The organism is Achromobacter sp. SD115 (assembly GCF_017355315.1).
Classification (GTDB): Bacteria; Pseudomonadota; Gammaproteobacteria; order Burkholderiales; family Burkholderiaceae_B; genus Achromobacter; species Achromobacter xylosoxidans_B.
The window spans coordinates 103,803-123,999 of sequence record NZ_JADIJM010000013.1 but is presented as its reverse complement, the minus strand read 5'-3'; the positions used below and the strand labels follow the sequence as shown (position 1 = coordinate 123,999).

General features: G+C 67.3%; 5 protein-coding genes. 2 read left to right on the top strand and 3 right to left on the bottom strand.

What is annotated here, in order from left to right; genetic code table 11:
• Positions 1–39 precede the first annotated feature (39 nt).
• From IPU70_RS19095 to IPU70_RS19085, 3 genes are read right to left on the bottom strand one after another with little or no spacing between them, the layout of a single operon-like run.
• Positions 40–324 (bottom strand): hypothetical protein, encoded by a 285-nt coding sequence (locus IPU70_RS19095; protein WP_207469377.1) that lies wholly within the window; start codon positions 322–324, stop codon positions 40–42.
• The gene (locus IPU70_RS19090) at positions 314–15,553 is read right to left on the bottom strand and encodes a hemagglutinin repeat-containing protein (protein ID WP_207469375.1); all 15,240 of its coding nucleotides are present in this window, start codon (positions 15,551–15,553) and stop codon (positions 314–316) included. Before IPU70_RS19090 ends, IPU70_RS19095 begins: the two co-directional genes overlap by 11 nt.
• 55 nt (positions 15,554–15,608) lie before the next feature.
• Entirely contained in the window at positions 15,609–17,315 is a 1,707-nt protein-coding gene (locus tag IPU70_RS19085; protein ID WP_207469373.1) for a ShlB/FhaC/HecB family hemolysin secretion/activation protein, read from the bottom strand.
• Between the two features lie 458 nt (positions 17,316–17,773).
• Here IPU70_RS19085 and IPU70_RS19080 point away from each other — a divergent pair, with 458 nt between their 5' ends.
• Positions 17,774–18,286: a winged helix DNA-binding protein gene (locus tag IPU70_RS19080; RefSeq protein WP_207469372.1), complete on the top strand. Its 513-nt coding sequence runs from the start codon at positions 17,774–17,776 to the stop codon at positions 18,284–18,286.
• Between the two features lie 9 nt (positions 18,287–18,295).
• Positions 18,296–20,149, top strand: coding sequence for a dipeptide ABC transporter ATP-binding protein (locus IPU70_RS19075; protein ID WP_242702587.1), 1,854 nt, complete (start codon positions 18,296–18,298; stop codon positions 20,147–20,149).
• The last annotated feature ends 48 nt before the right edge of the window (positions 20,150–20,197 follow it).

Below are 20,197 nucleotides of genomic sequence, written 5' to 3'. Positions count from 1 at the left end.
ACCACTTTATTTCTCCACATACACCAAACAACTCCTGCACTAGTTCTTATCTGACGACTGCCTCTCACCTTTCTTATCGAGCCACCCCTTGGGATAAGGAGGATCCTCAAATGGCTTTATTTTTAACGCTATCGCTCTACCTGATAGACCTCCAATTCCTGCCAAAATCAGACCAACATAGAAAATCCAGCCCGTCTCCCAAATTTTTATATCGAAAAATATCAATGCGATTCCGGAAACAGTCAAAAAATATTGATAAATAGACTTAATAGAACCATCCAGAATTAAATGACGTTTTATTCTGCTCAAGAAGTTAGTTTCCATATTTACTCTTTATATATTCACCAATCTCGTTAAACAACATCGCGCCATTTGGAAACTTGCTCGTCAACTGTTTGGCTCCCAGGTCCACTCCGGCACCTAGCGCATAGGATTGAGGATTCGGCCTAATTGCCTGCTCGAGACCACCAATTAACCAACCAGCCACCTCGGAACCTCTTGCCGCGATGAGAGCCCCCGGTGCATATGGGTTTGTCGGCACACTTCCTATAGTCCCAGCTATTGCACCAAAACGACCATTTGCCTTACCAAGGTATGCGAGAACATCTGCATTCTGATTGCGCCTATCCAGGTAATCCGCTGCAGACATGTTTCTGGGCAAACCCGCCGCACACTCTGCTGTCACGCAATATTGAGTCAATGGAGATTTGTCCGCCCCCCCCGACTTTGGTAGACCGAAATACTCCCAGTAGTTGACCAAATTCGGCTCTGCTTTGTACGAAACGCCGGTAGGAACCGCCCCCCCGTTGGAATGACGCAGAATAAGGTCCTGCAATTGAGCATCCGCAGGTGAAGAGAATTCCATCCAGATCTGCCGACCATCCTCGGTGTGTCCTATCACAGAGAAATTTGTTCCTCTGTCTTGCATATTTTGCTCACCCACTACTACCGCCGGCACTCCCACATAGGTTTCACCGTTTATGAAGGTTACTTCCATTCTGCGTAGCTGCGCTTCAATCTGCTCAGTCGTTACTTCAAGCCCACTATTCTTCGCGTCTGAGGCGAGCTTCTTAGCGAGCTCTTTCTCAGCAGGATGAAGTTGACGATTGAACATGTCAGCAGAAAGGGCTGCGCCCGCTCCATTCGCTCCACCCGCCAAGCCACCCGCCAGGCCAGCTAATGTATTCAGAGCGACGTTGGCGACATCTTTCCGAACGGATGCAGGCAGGTTGCTCATTGCCTCATCGATTGCATTCTTCAACGATGCCGTAGTCAGATCGCCTGCGACGGTACCTGCAATTGCTCCGGAAATGTTCCCACCGCCAAGAGCCGCGCCAGTTGCCGCGACAATCGAATGCACAGCGATTTTTCCAAGCTTTCCCTCCCCCCAAATTTCGGGATAGTCCTTTTCCAGCTTCTTTGTCAGATCCCCGGCAAGCTGCATCCCCAGTTGCCCAAAGGCCTGTTGGAACTCCAGTTGCTCGCGGACCTTGTCCTTGTCGAAGATCTGTCCGATGCTGCCGTTCGCACCTGCGGTGTCCCGGCTTAGGCCGGCCGTGCTGTCGCGACCGCTATCCTTGTCCGAGCGCACCTCGATCGTGCCTCGATCGATCGCGGCGTAGGTCGTGCCGGAGTCGCTTCCGCTGGTTTGGCCAAAGCTGAAGCCCGACGGCCCCGCCTTGTTGGCGCCCCCCTTGTTGGCAACATCGAACGCGCCCGACATGCCCAGATTCACACCGGTAGTGGTGGCCTTGTACTCGGCTTTGTTCTTCAAGTCGGTAAAGCCAAGGGTCTCGGTCGAAAGTCTGTTCTTGGCTGCTTCCGCGTCGCTGGCGATCACCGCTCCGTCCAGCTGAGTGTGCTTGCCCACGTTGATGTCGAAACCGCCCGCGCCTGCAAAAAGCCCGGACTGCTCGATGACGCTGTCATAGTTCGACTTGGTCTTGCCCATGCTCGCGCCGACATAGGCGCTACCGGTCATGGAACCAAAGCTGAAGCTGCCCCCTGCGTTGACCTGTTTCTGCTTGGCGTCATAACGGTCGGTGTCCTGCTGGCTGGTGATGGTCAGATTCCGTCCGATATCGGCGCGGATGCTGTCGGCACGAGCCTGTGCGCCCTCCAGCAGCGTGTCGCGTCCCGATGCCAGCGTCAGGTTGTCGCGCGCGCTGACCTGAGTCTCGCGATAGGTCGTGCCGTTGCCCTTGGCGTTGCCACTACCCATGTAACCGCTGGCGAAGATGTTGATGCCGCCGCCGCTACCGCTGTCGGATACGCCAATGCCCACGCCCACCTTCCACCCGCTGTTCTTGTTGGTTGAGGTCTCCGTGGAACTCTGTGCCTGGCTCAGCAGCGAAAGATCGTTCGTGGCTCCAAGCAGCACGTTCTTGCCAGTGACATCGCTTCCGATGATGGACAAATTGCCCGAGCCCGGAACGCCTCGCTCACCCAACGCCACGATGGAGACATTGCCGCCTCCCATGACGGAAGAGCCGAATACCGACTCCTGCGTGCGCTTCGTTTCGCTGACCGATTTGCTGGCGCCTACGCTGATCTGGATCTGCGCGCTGGCGTTCTCCTTATCCGCTGCCGTGGCATTGGTTCCTTCTGCAGCCTCCAGCATGCGATTGGCCTGCACCGCCTGATAGGCGGCCTGGCCCACTTTGACCGCAGCCAGGCGGCCGCTCTTGGCATCGTCTGCCTGTTTGAGCGTGCCGTGTATCTGTTGGGCGGCACCGAGCACGCCGCCCGCCACGCCTATCGTGATTCCGGATTGCTTGAACTCGTGGTACTCGTGCTGACGGGCTTCACCGACGCCAGCGATGATCGCCACATTGCGGCCGCTGATCGAGATATCTCCGTCCTGCGCCAGTACGTTGCTGGCGAAGATTCCCACGTCGCGCCCGGCGTCGATGGTCAGATTGCCGCCCACGCTGCCGACAGTGCTGCTGGAGTAGCCTCCGCTTTCGCCCTTCATCCAGTCGGTTCGTTGCTGCTTGCTATAACCGACGCTGAAGCCACCGCCACCGCCAAAGCCAGACTTGGTCACCTTCTCGTACTGGTAGTCCTTGTACGACTCGGTCGCTGCGGCAATGTTGATGTCCCGATTCGCCATCAGCGTGACGTCGTTGTCCCCGATGACATTCGACCCCACCACATTCAAGTCCCGCCCAGCCATCAACACCGCCGTGTCGCCGGTAAAGGTCGACCCCTTGGCCTGTTCCCAGTCGCTGGAGGAGATGGTGTGCGTGGTCTTGGACGACAGGAAGCTCTTGGTCTTGTAGCGAACCTCGTCATAAGCCGAGCCGGTTTCCACCCCGGCGACCAGGTTGATGTCGCGTCCCGCGCCCACCGCCAGCTGCTTGCCAGCAGTGACTTCGGCCGCACGCGCATTGACGTCCTGGCCCGCGACCAACGTGAGATTGCCGCCCGCCGCGATGGTCGAGCCGACTTCGGAGCTGGTGCTCAGGTCGTGGCGGTTGTTCTTCTTCAAGACCAGCGATTCGCCGTGGCTCTCCGTAAGCGTTTCCAGGGCGATGTCACGCCCGGCCTGCAGGCGCGCGTCATCCTTGACCGAGACTTGCGCCGCGGTCAGCGTGATGTCGCGGCCAGCCTGCATGTTGAGGTTGCCTGCGTCGACGCGGGCCACGCCGCTGACGTGCGTGCCCCAGGTGCTACCGAAGTTCTCGGAGGCCGCGGTGGACGTCAGGGCGATGTCTCGTCCCGCCTTCAGGGCGACGTTGTCGCCCTTGATCAGCGACACCAGATTGGTCAGATCCTCGCGCGCGGCGAGGTCGACGGTGGAGCCCTGGATCAGGCCGCCGCCCTGGTTGACGATGTTGCCGGCGGTCATGACGGTGGCGTTGCGCGCGCCGATGGTGCCGCTGTTGACGATGTCACCTTCGGCCTGCAGCTTAACGTCGCGGCCGGCCATGAGGGTGCCGTCGCCCTTCAAGTCGCCTTCGCGCACCAGCAGGTAGACCTGCGGGACCAGCACGGTTTCGGTGGTGCCGTCGGGCAGCGTGACGGTCTGTTCGACCAGCCAGACCAGGTCAGTGGTGAGCTGGCGCTGCTGCGCCTCGGTCAGCGCGACGCCGAGCTGGATGCCGTTGTCGCGGGCGAACTGCGCACCGGCGGCGAGCAGGGCTTTGTACTGGCTGTCGTTGTCGCTGTACTTGTCGAGGAAGCGCTGGCCGGTGGTGGCCAGGATCTGGTCGGACACAAGCTTCTGTTCATAGAAGCCGTCGCCCAGGCGCTTGGGTTGGCCCGAGGGTGTCAGGAATTTGGCGCCCGCGGGCACCAGCGAATCCCTGCTGCCCAGGCGCGCGCCGGACAGGTTCTGGCCGTCGGCCGCGGCGGTGGCGCCGCTGGCAGAGAGCGAGCCGCCCGCGCCGAGCGTGGCGCCGGCGGGGCCGGATGCGCCTTGCGCGTCCAGGCGCTGGCCGTCCAGGCCGCTATTGGCGCCGACCGTGGCGCCGGCCTGGCCCGCGTTCGAGATCGAACCCGCGCCGACGCCGGCATTGACGGGGCCGGAGCCGCCTTGGCCGTTCATACGCTGGCCTTCAAGGCCGCTGCTGGCGCCAACGGACGCACCGCCTTGGCCCGGGGTCGAGATCGAACCGGTGCCGACGCCGGCATTGACCGTGCCGGCCGTGCCGGGCTGGTCGTTGCGTTGGCCCGCCAGGCCGCCGCCCGAACCGGCACCGTTGCCGATGGTGGTGCCGGGCAGCGCGCCGGGCTGGCTCAGCAGGTCCAGCAGGTAGTCGCTGGAGACGGTCGGACGCTGGCCGACGAAACGCGGATCGGTGGCGACGACGTAAGGCGCATCCGGCCTGCCGTTGACGGTGTAGAGCTGGCTGTCCGGAATGCCGGCAGGATTGGAGACAGTGCGCACCACCGTGCCGCCGGGCAGGCCGACGCTGGCGACCAGCACTGGTCCAGGCGCGGCACCGCCATTGCTGGCGCCGGGTCGGGAGCCGTTGAGCTGGACGGCGACGTTGCCGCCGGAGGTGCCGACCGGCAGTTCGATGGGCTGGCCCGCGAGGGTGGCGTTGTAAGCCTCGGAGTATTCCTTGCGGTCGCGCGAACGCGCCTGGGTAACCGTCATGGTCCCCGCCCGCGTGATGGTACGCTCGCCGCCCGCACCGATGTTGTTGATGGCGGGACCGGCCACCGTGAGCGCGCCGCCTGCGGCGATCTGGCTCTTGTCATTGGTGACTGAGCCCGTGAGCGTCATGGCCCCGCCCGACAGGATCTTGCCAGGGTCGGACGAGAGGGTACGGGTCTCGGTGACGGTCTCCTGCACCCGGTAGTAGGTGAAGGTGCCGACCAGCCGATTGTTGAAGTCGGCGTTGAACTCGCGGATGCGCGCTTCCAGCTCCATGTGCGGCGCCTTGTACGCGGCGTAGGCATCTTCGTAGGCCTTGCGGCGCGCTTTCTCGGCAGCGCATTCATTGAGGATCGCGCAGTTCTCGTAGCGCGGCGGCACCCAGACCGGCATCGGGCCGGACGGCGGCGTGACACCGAAGACAGCCCAGATGCGCTCACCGGAACCGTAGAGGAACTTCTCCGGCCGGTCCCAGCAAAGATCTGCCGCGTCGCCGCCGCTGCACCCGACATCGGGCGGGGTATAGGTCGGCGTGATGGGCGACGTCTCGCCGCCCCTGCCCTTCTTGCTGGGCGCGTAATCAAACGGCGGCCCATAGCGCGACTCGGGATACTTGGCCGACGGCAGCAGGAACATGCGTTCCGGATCGTCGTTCAGCCAGGCCGGATCCTTGCTGCACATGGGCGTTACTTCGTCGCACAGCCAATTGGTCTCGGCGTCGTACATGTCGGTGGTGCCGGCCGGGGTGAAGTACACCTTGGACGTGCTGGACACCTGCACCGTTTCGTTGCTGTAGCGGTCGTTCTGGTTGCGGAGGGACGCAGCCGAGATGTCGGCATTGCCTGCCGCTTCAATAGTGGCGGACGCGTTCAGGAGCGAACCGGCCTGGCCGATGGCGCGGCCGGCGGCGTCCAGCGCGCCGCCGATGCGCAGGTCGGCGCCCGCGTAGACCTGCGCGTGGTCGCGGTTGACCAGCGAGCCCACGCCCAGGTCCATGCTCCCGCGCGATGCGATGACGGCTCCGCCGCCCGCGCCCGCGCCGTTGACCAGCGCGCCGGCCTGGATCGATACGGCATCACCGTAGATGCGGCCGAAGTTGTCGACGCGGCCCGCGGTGATGCGGGTCGAACCGCCGTCGATGAGGCCGGCGTTGGTCAGGCCCTGCGTCACCGTGATGCGGTTCTGGCCGACGGCCAGCAATTGGCCGGAGGCCTGGTTGTTCAGCGAGTCCGCCGAGATGCTCAGGTCGCGGCCGGCGCTGATCTTGGCGCGGTTGTCCAGCGCGCCGCCCAACGATAGATTGAGGTCGCGGCCGCTGGAGATGTCGCCTTCCTGGTTGAGGGAGCCGGCATACGCGAACGACAGGTCGCCCGCGGATTGCAGCACGCCCAGCCCCTGCAATACCTGCGCGATGACGGTCAGGCTCTTGCCGGCCTGCAGCGTGCCCTGCGTGTTCTTGAGCGTGTCCGCGACGATGCGCGCGTTGCCCTGGGAAGCGACGGTGCCGCCCGTGTTGTCCAGTTCCTTGGCGCCCAGGCTCAGGTTCTCGATCGCCTCGATGGAGCCGCCCTGGTTGTTGACGCGGTCCGCCACGATGGAGACGACCTTGCCCAGCACGCCCTTGGGCGGGGCGCCGGCCGCGGTCAGCGTGCCGCTGTTGTCCAGGCTGGCTGCGTTCAAGGTCAGCTGGTTGTCGGCCTGGATCAGGCCGCCACGGTTGTCCACCGCGCCGGTGGCGGTAATGGTCAGGTCGCGGGCGGCCAGCGTGCCGTCGCGGTTGACGACGCTTGCGGCTTCGATGCGCGCATCGCCGGCCGCGGCGATCACGCCGCCTGTGTTGTTCAGCGTGCCGCCCAGCTTGATGGTCGCATCGCCGGTCGAAGTCAGCTTGCCGCCCTGGTTATGAAGATTGGCGGCGGTGATAGCCAGGGCGCCGCCTTGCACCACCGCGTTGCGGCTGTCGACGTCGCCTGGCGTGGCCAGCGTGATCTTGCCGATGGCGGACAGCTTGCCGCCCGCCAGATTCAAGCTGCCCCCGGACAAGCTCAGATCCTTGCCGGCCAGGCTGGTGCCGCCGTGGACAATGGAGCCTCCCGTCAGCGTGATGCTGCCGGGCCGGCTGAGCGCGCCGTCGGCGCCGACGCCCGCCACGAAACGGCCGGCGTTGGAAAGTTGTCCCAAGGCGGTGGCGATGAGGTCGCCGCCGGCCAGCACCGATCCAGTGTTGTCCAGCGTCGATCCGGCCCACAGCTTGGCCTGCGTGCCCGCGGACGCGACGCCCGCGTTGAGCAGCGCGCCGCCGGCGCTCAGATCCAATCCCGCGCCGGACTGCAAGCGGCCGTCCGCCGTGATGGTGAGCTTGCCGCCGGCGCTGGCGATCAGCGCGCCCGCCTGCGTGGCGGCGACACCGCCCAGCGTTGCGTCCGTGCCTGCCCGCAGCGTCATGCCTTGTTCCGCGGCGGCCGAGCCGAACGCGGTGAGCGCGCCGCCCGCCAGCGCGGTCAGCCCGCCCCCGGCCTGCAGGCGCGAAGCCGCGCCCAGCGCGATGTCGCCGCGCTGCGCGGTCAAGGACAGGTCGCCTTGCAAGGCGGCGACGGTGCCGTCGACCGTGATCTTGTCGCCCGCGGTCAGCGTTTGCGAACCGCCGGCCAGCATGCGTCCGGCCGCCTGCAACGCCTCTTGGGCGGTCGCAGTCAGAGTGCGGCCGGCCTGCGCCAGCCCCGCCGCGCCCACGGCGACGTTGCGGCCCGTCAGCGTCAGGTTGGCGTCGGCGGCGGCAGTGCCGTCCACCCGCGCGTCGCGCGCGGCGGCCAGCAGCATGTCGCCCACCGAACTCAAGGCGCCCGTTGCATACAGGTCGCGGTCGGCGCGGGCAGTCAGCGTGCCTGCGGCTTGCAACTGGCCGTTCTGCTTGACGATGAGATCGCGTCCGGCCGTGATCGAGGCGTCGCCCGCCGCGCGTTCGCCCAAGGCAGCGACAAGGCCGCCCAGCAGGACGTCTCCACTTGCGGCGAGCGTCAGGCCGCCGCCCGAGGCAATGACGCCGTCGGACCCCAGGTTGGCGCCTGCGCGCGCGTTGAGCCCGTCGGAGGCCTGCATCCTGCCGCCTGCACCGACCAGCAGGTTCGCGCCCGCGTCGGCCGTCAGGCCGCCTTCCAGCGCCGTGGCGATGCCGTCGATGCGGATATCGCGCTGCGCGCCCAGGACGATGGGCGAGCCGGCGGTCGCCGTGCCCGTGATGAACAGGTCGCGCCCAGCCTGTGCCTGCAACGTGCCGCCCGCGGCGCCTGCGCCCGTGGCGGTGCCGGCCGTGCCGGCGATGCGCAGGTCCTGGCCCGCGCCCAGCAGCAGCTTGCTGCTGCCCTGGGCCAAACCCGCCTGGCCGATGGTGAGATCCCCGGCCGCGTCCGCGCGCAGGGTGCCGTTGGCGACGGTCTTGCCGTTCAGTTCGGCGTCCGTGCCGGCCTTCAGCGTGATGTCCTGCTCGCCCGAAATCGTGCCGTTGGCCAGCAGCTTGCCGCCAGCCTGCGCCGCCAACAGTCCGCCCGCCTGCAGCGCGCTTGCGCCGCCCAGCGTCATGGCGCCGCCGCTATTCACGGTGAGCGCGCCCGCATCGGCCAGGACCGTGCCGTCCACCGTCAGATCCTTGTCGATCCGCAGCGCCGCGGATTGGCCCGCCACCAGCGTGCCTGCCAGCGTGGCGCTATCGGCCTGCACATCGACCGAGCCATCGGCCTGCAGACGTGCGTCCGCGCTGGTGGCCAGCGCGCCGCCGGCCTGAAGCGCTAGCTTGCCGGCCGCGAGGTTCTGGCCTTCGAGGCGGATATCGGCAACCGCGTCCAGGATCAGATCGGCCAGCGAGGAAATCGTGCCGGCCGCCGTCAGCGAACCGCCCGCGCGCGCTTGCAGCGCGCCGCCGGACAAGGCGCGGCTGCCGGCCGACAGGGCCAGGTCTTCGCCTGCGATCAGGTCCAGGGCGCCGTTGGCGGATGCTGCCGTGCCGGACAGATCCAGGCGGCCCCCGGCGGTCAGGCTGGCGCCCTTGTCGCCGCGCATGACCCCGGCCATCTCCAGATTGCCCGCGGCCGCGATCCGCGCCTGCTCCGAGGCGTCCAGCTGCGCCGCCGCCCCGATGCGCAGATTGCCCCCGGCGCTGAAGTCCAGCGCGCCGTCGGCGCCCAGCTTGCCGTCCGCGCGCGCATCGCGCACAGCCTGTAGTTCCGCGCCCGCGGTGGACACCAGAACGCCGCCCAGCGCCAGATCGCGGCCGGCGTCGGCCTGCACGCCCTTGCCCTGCAGCTGGCTGCCCGCCCCAAGCAACAGGTCGTTGCCGCTCTTGAGCCGCAGCGCGCCGCCATAGGCGAGCGCGTTGCCCTCCACGCGCAGATCGCGCGCGGCGTCCAGCGACATGCCGCCTTCGGCCAGCGCCGTGCCGGCGAGGTTCAGATCCCGCCCGGCCTGAAGCGTCATCGATGTGTCGGATTGCAGATGCGAACCGCTAGCCGCCGTCAGCGCCTGGCCCGCCTTCAGGTCCAGGCCGCGCGCGGCGTAGACCTGTCCCGCCACAGCCGCGTTGCGCGCGGCCTGAAGGGTCAAGGCGTCCAGGGAACTGAGCGCGCCCGCCACGCGGAGATCGCCTAGCGTCGTGACGTTGACCGCGCCCTTGGCCGCGACCCGCGCCAGTCCGCTCATCGACAGATCGCCGCCGGCGTTCAAGCTCAGGCCACCGGCGCTGGCGGCAAGCGTGCCGTCCACGGACAGCTTGCCGGTGGCATCCATGCTCATATCGCCGTTGCCGCGCCAGGCGCCGGCCAGCGTCATGTCGTTGCCGGCCTGGGCCCGCGACGAACCTTCGGCGTCCCATTGCGCCGTCTTGCCCATGGCAAGGTCGCGCACGGCAATCAGCGAGATGTTGCCGGTGGCCGCAGCCTTGCTGTCGATGCGCGCGTCGCGTCCCGCGTTCAACACGATGTCGCCACGCGCGGCCATCGCGCCGCCCGCTTGAACATCGCCGGTGGCGCGCGCCGACACGCCTGCGCCCTGCGTGCGGCTGGCGTCGGTCAGGCGCAGATCGTTGCCCGCATTCATCGTCAATTGGCCGCCGTAGGCCAGCGCCGCGCCGTCCACCCGCACATCGCGCCCGGCATCCAGCGTCAGGCCCTTGTTGGTTTCTGCCTCTCCGGCCAGGACCAGGTCCTGCCCCGCGCGCAAGGCCATGGCGCCTTCCGATTGCAGGCGCGCATCCGCGCCGGCCAGCAACTGTCCTATCGCCTCCAGCAGCAGCGGGCCGCCGGCCAGCAGCTTGCCCGTAACGGTGGCGTCGGTTCCCGCTTGCGCCGTCAACCCGGCCAGCGAGGACGCCGTGCCCGCCACGTTCAACGCGCCCTTCGTGATCATGGACAAGGGGCCGCCTGCTTGCGCATTGCCGCCCACGGTCATGTCTCCGTCCGCGGCCAGCGTCAGCGCGCCCTGTGCCGCGCCGGCCGTGCCGCTGACATCCAGCGCGCCTCCCGCCCGCAGTTCCGTACCCTGGTTGCTGAGCAGGCTGCCCGACAGCGCCACATTGCCGCCGGCTTGCAGGCTGGCAGCGCCCGTCGCTTGCAGCTGGCCCGTGACTTTCGCTGTCTCTTGCGCGCGCAGCGTCAGGTCGCCGTCGGCGCCCAGCTTGGCGCCGAACACCGCGTCGCGGCCTGCCGTCAGGGTGGCCGATCCCGCCGCCACCATTTCACCGCCGGCGATGAGGTCGCGCGTCGCTTGCGCCGTGACGCCCTTGCCTTGGGTCTTGCTGGCATTGCCCAGCAGCAGGTCGCTGCCGGCATTCATGAAGAGCTCGCCGCCATAGGCGAGCGCGCTGCCGTCCACGCGCAGATCGCGCGCCGCGTCGATCGCGATGCCGCCGTCGCTCAAGGCGGCGCCCGCGAGGCTGGCGTCCTGCCCTGCGCTCAACGTCATGTTTTTGGACGATTGCAATTGCGCCGCCGATCCCGCGCGCAGGTCCTTGCCTGCCTGCAACGACAAGGCATCGCCGGACAGCAGCTTGCCGTCCACCGTTGCGCCGCCTGCCGACACCAGGGTCAATGCGCCCTGGCTGGCCAGCTCGCCAGCCACCGACAATTCGCCTCCGCTCTCGCCGCGCAGCGTGCCGCCTGCCAACGCCTTGCCGCTGGCGCCTATTGTCAGGTCGCCTCCAGCCAACAGGTCGATTCCGCCCGATGCTGCCGAGGTCGCGCCGTCCAGGCGCAAGGCGCCCGCCGCTTCGATGCGGTTGCCCTGGTTGCTGCGCAATGCGCCCGCCAGCGTCGCATCCTGCCCCGCCTTGAGTTGCACCTTGCCTTCCGCGTCCAGTTGAGCGCTTTGGGCGAGGGTCAGATTGCGCCCGCTATCGAGCTTCAGGTCGCCCGCGGCCACGGTCTTGCCGCCCAGGCTGGCATCGCCGCCCGCAATCAATGCGATATCGCCGCGCGACGCCATGGCGCCGTCCGCCAGCAGATCGCCGCCGGCACGCGCGGTCAGGCCCTCGCCCTGCGTGCGGCTGGCGTGGTCCAGGCGCAGATCCTTGCCCGCATCCATGGCCAGTTGGCCGCCGTAGGCCAATGCCGCACCGCCCACGCGCAGGTCGCGCGCGGCATTCAGCGCCAAGCTCTTGTTGGCTTCCGCCTGACCCGCCAGGATCAAGTCCTGGCCAGCGCGCAACTGCATGGCGTCTTCCGATTGCAGGCGCGCATCCGCGCCCGCAACCAGCTGGCCTATCGTTTCCAGCAGCAGCGGGCCGCCAGCCAGCAGCTTGCCGTTGACCGTGGCATCGCGCGCGGCCTGGGCCGTCAGCCCGGCCAGCGAAGACACCGTGCCTGCCACGTTCAGCGCGCCCTTGGCGACCATGGACAAGGGACCGCCGGATTGCGCGTTGCCGCCCACGGTCATGTCGCCATCCGAGGCCAGGCTCAATGCGCCCTGTGCCGCGCCGGCCGTGCCGCTGACATCCAGCGCGCCTCCCGCCCGCAGTTCCGTGCCCTGGTTGCTGAGCACGCTGCCCGACAGCGCCACATCGCCGCCGGCTTGCAAGCTTGCGCCTTCCGTCGCTTCCAGTTGGCCCGTGATCTTGGCCGTGTCTTGAGCGCGCAGCGTCAGGCCGCCGTCGGCGCTCAGCTTGGCGCCGATAGCTGCATCGCGGCCCGCGGTCAGCGCCACGGAGCCCAGCGCCACCATCTCGCCACCCACGCCGAGATCCCGTCCCGCGAGGGCGCTAATTCCTTTGCCCTGGGTCTTGCTGATATCGCCCAGCCACAGATCACGACCGGCGCTCATCGACAAGCTACCGCCGTAAGCCAGCACGCTGCCATCCAGGCGCAGCCCGCGCGTGGCGTCTATCGATATGCCCCCGTCGCTCAAGGCGATGCCCGCGAGCTGGGCATCCTGGGCCGCGCTCAACGTCATGCCCTTGGACGATTGCAGTTGCGCCGCGGATCCCGTGCTCAGGTCCGTGCCTGCCCGCAGCGACAAGACATCGCCGGACAACAGCCGGCCGTCCACTGTCGCGCCGTCTGCCGATGCCAGCCTCAGGCCGCCTTGGCCCGCCAGTTCGCCGGCCACCCGCAAGGCGCCGCCGCTTGCGCCGCTCAGCGCGCCGCCCGCGTATGCCTTGCCCTGCGCGCCCACGGACAGGTCTCCGCCCGCGAGCAGATCGATTGCGCCAGCGACAGAAGACGTTTCTCCGTCCAGGCGCAGCTTGCCCCCGGCTTCGACGCCTATGCCCTGATTGGTGCGCACCGCGCCGGCCAGCGCCGCGTCTTGCCCCGCCTTGATCTGCGCCGCGCGTTCCGCCTCCAGCAACGCGCCCTGCGCGATCGTCAGATTGCGTCCGCTATCCAGCGTCACGTCGCGGGTGGCGACCGTCTTGCCGCCAAGCTGCGCATCGCGCCCCGCCATCAGCGCGACGTCGCCGCGCGCAGCGATTGCGCCGTCCGCTTGCAGATCACCGCCCGCGCGCGCCGACACGCCCTCGCCCTGTGTGCGGCTAGCGTGGGTCAAACGCAGATCGTTGCCGGCGTTCATCGACAGTTGGCCGCCATAGGCCAATGCCGCGCCATCCACGCGCAAATCGCGGCCCGCGCCCAGCGTCAGGCCAGCGTTGGTTTCCGCCATGCCTGCCACGGACAGGCTCTGGCCGGCGCGCAGCTGCATGGCGCCGTCCGACTGCAGGCGCGAATCCGCGCCCGCCGCCACCTGGCCTATCGCTGCCAGCAGCAGCGGACCGCCGGCCAGCAGCTTGCCGTTGACCGTGGCATCGCCCGCCGCCTGGGCCGTCAGCCCCGCCAGCGAGGACACCGTGCCCGCCACGTTCAGCGCGCCCAGCGTGCGCAGCACCACCGGCCCACCGGCCTGCGCGCTGCCGCTGACGGAGAGGTCGCCGCCAGACGCCAGGGTCAGTTCGCCCGCTGCCGCGCCCACCGCGCCGCTGATGGCGAGCGGGCCCGCCGCGCGCAGGTCCACGCCCTGATTGCCGCTGAGACTGCCCGTGAGCGCAATGCCTGCCCCGGACTGCAGCCGCGCGCGCCCCAGGGCTTCCAGTTGCCCGGTGACGGCCGTCGCGCCTTGCGCGCTCAGATCCAGGTCGCCGCGCGCCAGCACTCGCGCGCCCACCGCCGCCTCGCGTCCGGCCTTCAATCCGGCCGCGTTCTCAGACACCAGTTCGCCATCTGCCCGCAGATCGCGCGCCGCGTCCAGCCCGACACGCTTGCCCTGCGCCTTGCTGGCCGCGCCCATGCGCAGATCGCCGCCGCTCTTCAGATCCAGCGCGCCGCCGTAGGCCAGCGCGCTGCCGTCCAGGCGCAGGTCGCGCGTGGACTCGATCAGCATCGCGCCATCGGTCAAAGCCGCGCCAGCCAACGTGACGCCCTCGCCCGCGCGTATCGCCATGCCGCGTCCGGACTGCAGTTGCGCGCCGGCCTCCGACACCGCGTCCGCGCCGGCCTGCGCCTGCAGCGCGCCAGACGCGTACACCTGGCGCGACAGCAGCATGTCGCGCCCCGCCTGCAGCGTGACGCCTTCCTTCGCCGACACCACGCCGCCCGCCGTGGAGACGCCGCCGCCTTGTTCGCCCGGCGCAGCCGGTTCAGGCGTCTTGCCGGGCTCCGCGCCAGTGCCGGAGCCCGAGCCGGAACCGGAGCCCGTGCCAGTTCCTGAACCCGTGCCATTGCCGGCTCCCGTGCCGGCGCCGGTCCCCGCGCCCGTGCTGCCGCCTTGTCCCGGTTGCGGCACGACAGCCTGTCCCGCCACCTTCAGGTTGCGCCCCGATTGCGCGCGCAGGTCCTGGTCCGAAGTCAGCAGACCTCCCGACAGGGAAAGGTCCTTGCCCGCGGCCACGCGCAAGGCGCCCTGCGTGCGCAGGCTGCCCTGCGCGTCCACCGCCACATCGCCCCCGGCCTCCACAGTCAGCGCGCCGCCCGCGCCCACGGCGCCCTGCACGGACACGTCGCGCGCAGCCGCGAGCGCGGCCGTTGCGCCGGCCTGCGCCGCGCCTTGCACGGCCAGATCGCGGCCGCTGTCCACGCGCAGATTGCCGGCTGCCTGCGCCGTGCCGCGCGGCGCGATGCGGACGTCGCCCGCCGCCGTGACTTGCAAATCGCCGGTCAGGGCCACCAGGTTGCCGCCGATGTTCACGCCCACCCCAGCCTCGGTGCCGATCAGGCGCACGCTGTTGGCATACATGCCGCCCAGCGCCGCGGTATCCAGCGCCACTTCTGGCGCCGCGCCTTCTCCCGCCTGCGCCGAAACGGCTCCGGAGGCGTAATCGACGCGCGCCGCGCCCGCAGTCACGTTGAGCTTGTCGGCCCAGACGTCGGCATTGATCTCCAGTGTGCGCGCCAAGAGATCGACCTGGCTGAGATTGGCGCCGTTCAGGCCGGCGCCGTCGACACGGATCTTGCCGGAAGCGATATCGAAACCGATGCTGCCGTCAGGCCCGACCTGCGGTTTGCCCGTGGTCAGGGTGGCGCGGTCCGCATTCAGAAAACCGCAGCCGTTGCAGGTGATGCCTGCCGGGTTGGCGACGATCACATTGGCCCGGTTGCCAGCCACTTCCAAGGTGCCCAGCAGTTGCGACGGATTGGGCGCGGTGACCTGGTTGAGAATGGTGCTAGCGCGCTGGTTGCCCAACATGGGATTGCCGCCCACCTGCCCCGCCAACTGGGTCTGGCTGGCGCCGCCGCTGTTGTTGAGCACCGCGCCGGACGGACCGACGTTGAATTGCGTGTAGCGGTTGTTGGACACACCGCCGGCCGAAGGCGGCGCGATGTTGATGACCGGCACGCCGTTGCTGACGCCAACGGAAGGCTTCGCGCCCGCCACGCTCTTGTCCACCGAGATCGGCAAGGTCTGCGCCAGCACTGGCGACCAGACCTGGGTAAAGACGACGGACCAGACGATCAGGGAGCGAAGCTTGGACATCATGCGTATCCGGGTGGACTAAGAATGGACGGCGGTCAGGCGGCACGCGGCCGCCGGGTCAGAACTCGAACATCAGCACCGCCGCGAACACGGTCGAGGCGGTTTTCAGGGATTCAGGCTTTTTCAGCGGCCAGCCGGCAGACAGGTCATAGCTGGCATTGACATAGGGCATGGCGATCCGTCCGCGCAGCCCGGCCACGGCGCCGACCAGCGTGCGGCCGGACAGCGACGCCGCCGACGGACCGCCCACCCGGCCCACGTCCAGACCCGTGTACAACTGGTGGCCAGGCACGCGCAGCAGCTTGTCCAGGCCCAGCGACAAGTCGTTGCGCAAGGTCCAGCCGTCCTCGGCGGCCAGCGTCATCTGCCCGTCAAAGCCGCGCACCGCATAGCGGTTGCCGATGGTGAAGTAGTCGGACGGCACGATGGGCGTCTTGGCGTGCTGGATCTGCCAGTTCAATTGGTAGGCCCAGGGCTGCTCCGCCAACTCGAACGGCAGATGCAGGCCGGCGTTGGCCGAAACGATGGTGCTGCGCCCGTTCCAGTCCGGATCGCCATAGACGTAGCCGGGCCGGTCGGACAGTCCTGCGAGCGTGCCGCGCACGCCCCCGCCGATGTCCAACGCGGCGCGCCCCAGGTAGTGGCGATGCCCCAGGTTGAACTCGTAACCCGTGACGTCGCGCCGCTGCACTTCGATGTCCACATCGTTGAGCGTGCTGGTGGTGCGCTTGCGCAGCAGGGTCAGCGATGAGGTGCCCTTGTAAGTGGCGCCGCGATACGGCACCACCGAGACGCCCGCCTGCACCTGCTTGGTGGTGCCGCCGTAGATGATGGGTTCATCGAAGCCGGCCACGGTCTGCCGGTAGGTCGATTTGCTGGCCCCGGCAAAGAAGGTCCAGTAGCCGAAGGGGACGCTGTAGTTCAGGGAAGCCGCGCGCGTGTTCGACTCCGCGTCGCGCCAGCGCGCATTGCTGTTCCATGACACCGACAACTGGTCGTACAGAAACAAGGGCGAGTCCAGGGTCAGACCGGCGTTGACCTGGTACTTGCCGATAGCGTCCATGCCGGCGTTGTCGCCGCCGATGTATCCATGCCAGCGCTTGCCGGTGCCGGGACGGATGAGAATGTCGGAATCACCCAGTTCCGGTCCGGGCGCGACGTCAATGGCCGCGTCGGCCTGGCTGCCCAGCCTGCGGATGTTCTCCAGCGCCTGGTCCAGGTCGCGCTGGTTCACTTCGCCGCCCGGCCCGGTGGGCAAGGCCGTGCGCCACCAGCCTATGGCGCCCTCGCCCTTGACGGCGGAGATACGGCCCGGCAGGTAGCGCAGCGTCAGCGTTCCCGCAGCCAGCGATTGTTCCGGCACGACCACCCGCGCGGTGACGAGTCCGCGATCGATCAACAGGCCGATCAGATGTTCCTGCAAGGCCCGCAGCCCCAGGCCGCCCACGCAATGGCCAATCACGGCATCGGCTGCGCGCGCCAGCGATTCGGCAGGCTGCGCTCCGTCCCAGACGACTTCCTTCAGGGCGAAGCAAGGCGTTTCGACCGGCAGGACCAAACCGCCGGCAGCCGGCCCGGCGGGCGACAACACGTCTGGCCGTTCGGCCGCGCGGGCGCGCTGCGCGCCCAATTCCTGCTCTTGGCGGCGTTCGATCTCGGTGGCACGCAGGGCCGCCTCGGGCAGCGGCTGAGCGCCGGAACCGGCGGGAAAAAAGCCAGCCGCCAACATGCCCGCGGCCATGCGCAGGCGCCAGTAATGATTCATGCCGGTACGGCGCCTGCGGACGTGCGCGGCGCTCCTTGTTGTCTATGTATGAAACTAAATGTTTGCCAAGTTTGCCTTAACGCACAATTAATGACAATAAATATCTGATTGTATACAGGCTACTATCAAGGTACTTAAATGAAATTAGGAGATAAAGACTGATTAATTGAGGCCTGAATGCCATAGTTCCGGGGTGCGGAACTATCACGATTGCGCCAAGCGTGATTTGATATGAAACAAAACGCTAACAGCTCAGCCGCGCCGCCAGCTGCTGCTTTTTGGTCCCGGCCTTTTTTATTCGAGCATCTGGAGCGGATAAATAAGGGGCGTCCGAAAGCCTGCGGCCCGCCTTGTTCACACCGGTTGCACACGGGTTATCCCGGATACGGCCATATCCACAAATCGTCAATAATTCGCCAACGTTTTATCGCCGATCCGTCCCCTTTCCCTGCCAGCCCATGCCTGTATCCGTCCGGGACGCCATTGTTTCCTCCTCCCACCTGGCCTCTTCAGCTCCCGAGCTTTCCGAAGTCGAATTCGGCCTGATCATCGCCTCGCATGCGTTCAACCGCTGGATGGTGCGCTGCATGGCCTGTGCGGGACTGCCCGAGCTGACCTCGCTGGACATCCTGGTGCTGAACCACGTATTCCATCGCGGCCGCGGCAAGAAACTGGCGGACATCTGCTTCACGCTCAATGTCGAAGACACCCACCTGGTGAACTATTCGCTCAAGAAGCTGGAGCGCCTGGGCGTGGTGCAAGGTGCCAAGACCGGCAAGGAAGTGATCTACACGGCGACCGACGCTGGCGCCGCGGCGATCCAGCGCTACGCCGAAGTGCGCGAGCAGTGCCTCGTCAAACCCTTCATCGACTCCCCCGCCGCGGACGAAGCCAGCCATCAGCTGGCCAACACCCTGCGCGCCCTTTCGGGCCTGTACGACCAGGCTGCCCGCGCCGCCACCTCGCTGTGAGAATCCACGTTGTCTAGCATTACTGCATCCACTTCCGCCCCGCTGTTGTCCGTGCGCGGCGTGTCGGTCGACTTCAATACCGAAAATGGCGTGTTCCGCGCCGTCGACAACCTGGATTTCGAGGTGCGCCCCGGCCGGACGCTGGCCATCGTCGGCGAATCGGGCTCGGGCAAGTCGGTCACGTCCATGGCCATCATGCGCCTGACCGACTACACCAGCGGCCGCATCGCCACGGGCCAGATCCTGTTCCGCGACAGCGCCGACCGCGAAATCGACCTGACCGCGGCCTCCGACGAAGACATGCGCGCCATCCGCGGCAACGACATCGCGATGATCTTCCAGGAGCCGATGACCTCGCTGAACCCGGTGTTCACCATCGGCGACCAGATCGTCGAGGCCATCATGCTGCACCAGCAGTTGTCGCGTTCGGCCGCGCGCCAGTCCGCATGCAAGCTGCTGGAAAAGGTGCGCCTGCCCGACGCCGAGCAGATGCTGGACCGCTATCCGCACCAGCTATCGGGCGGTATGCGTCAGCGCGTGATGATCGCGATGGCGCTGTCGTGCCAGCCGCGCCTGCTGATCGCCGACGAACCGACCACGGCGCTGGACGTCACCATCCAGGCGCAGATCCTGAACACCATCCGCGAACTGCAGCGCGATCTGGGCACGGCCGTGATCTTCATCACGCACGACATGGGCGTGGTGGCGGAAATGGCCGACGACGTGGTGGTGATGCTGCGCGGCAAAAAGGTCGAGCAAGGCACGGTGGACGAAATATTCAACGCGCCCAAGCATCCCTACACCCGTGCGCTGCTGGCGGCGGTGCCGCGCCTGGGCAGCCTGACGGGCCGCGACCTGCCGCTGCGCACGCCGCAAACTGTCCTGGAAGGCGACACGCTGCGCGAAGTGGGCGAAACCCGCGAGCAGGACACAGCGACCTACGACGAGCCCGTGCTGCGCGTGGAGAAGCTGACCACGCGCTTCGACGTGGGCCACAATTTCTTCGGCCGCGTCACGCATCGCGTGCACGCCGTGGAAGAAGTGAGCTTCGACGTCTACCCCGGTGAAACGCTGGCGCTGGTGGGCGAATCCGGCAGCGGCAAGTCCACCATCGGCAAGACCCTGCAGCAGCTGGTGGCGCCGACCTCGGGGGCCGTGCGCTACAACGGCCAGGACATTTTCTCGATGGACAGCGCCGGTCGCCAGCGCCTGCGCCAGGAGATTCAGTACATCTTCCAGGATCCCTACGCTTCGCTGGATCCGCGCAAGACGGTGGCCTTCAGCATCGCCGAGCCGATCCGCACGCACGGCCTGCTGAGCGGCGAGGACGCCATCGCCCGCCGCATCGGCGAACTGCTGGAACAGGTCGGCCTGAAGCCGGAACACGCCAAGCGCTATCCGCATGAATTCTCGGGCGGCCAGCGCCAGCGCGTGTGCATCGCGCGCGCGCTGGCCAGCAACCCAAAGCTGATCATCGCCGACGAATCCGTGTCGGCGCTGGACGTGTCGATCCAAGCGCAGATCCTGAACCTGCTGATGGACCTGCAGAAGGACCGCGGCCTGTCCTATCTGTTCATCACGCACGACATGGCGGTGGTGGAAAAGGTCAGCCACCGCGTCGCGGTCCTGTACCTGGGCCAGATAGTCGAGCTGGGCACCCGCCGCCAGATTTTCGAATCGCCGCAGCACGCGTACACGCGCAAGCTGCTGGCCGCCGTACCCGTGGCCGAGCCCGGCCGCCACATCGACACCTCGCTGATCGAAGGCGAGATCCCCAGTCCGGTACGGCGCGTCGGCGACGAGCCCGCCATCATTCCCCTGGTTGAATTCGCGCCCGGCCACCAGGTGGCCCGCGCGGCTTGAGCCGCATCCTCTTTCCACGTCGGCCGACCCGACTTCCCGTCCCTGGAG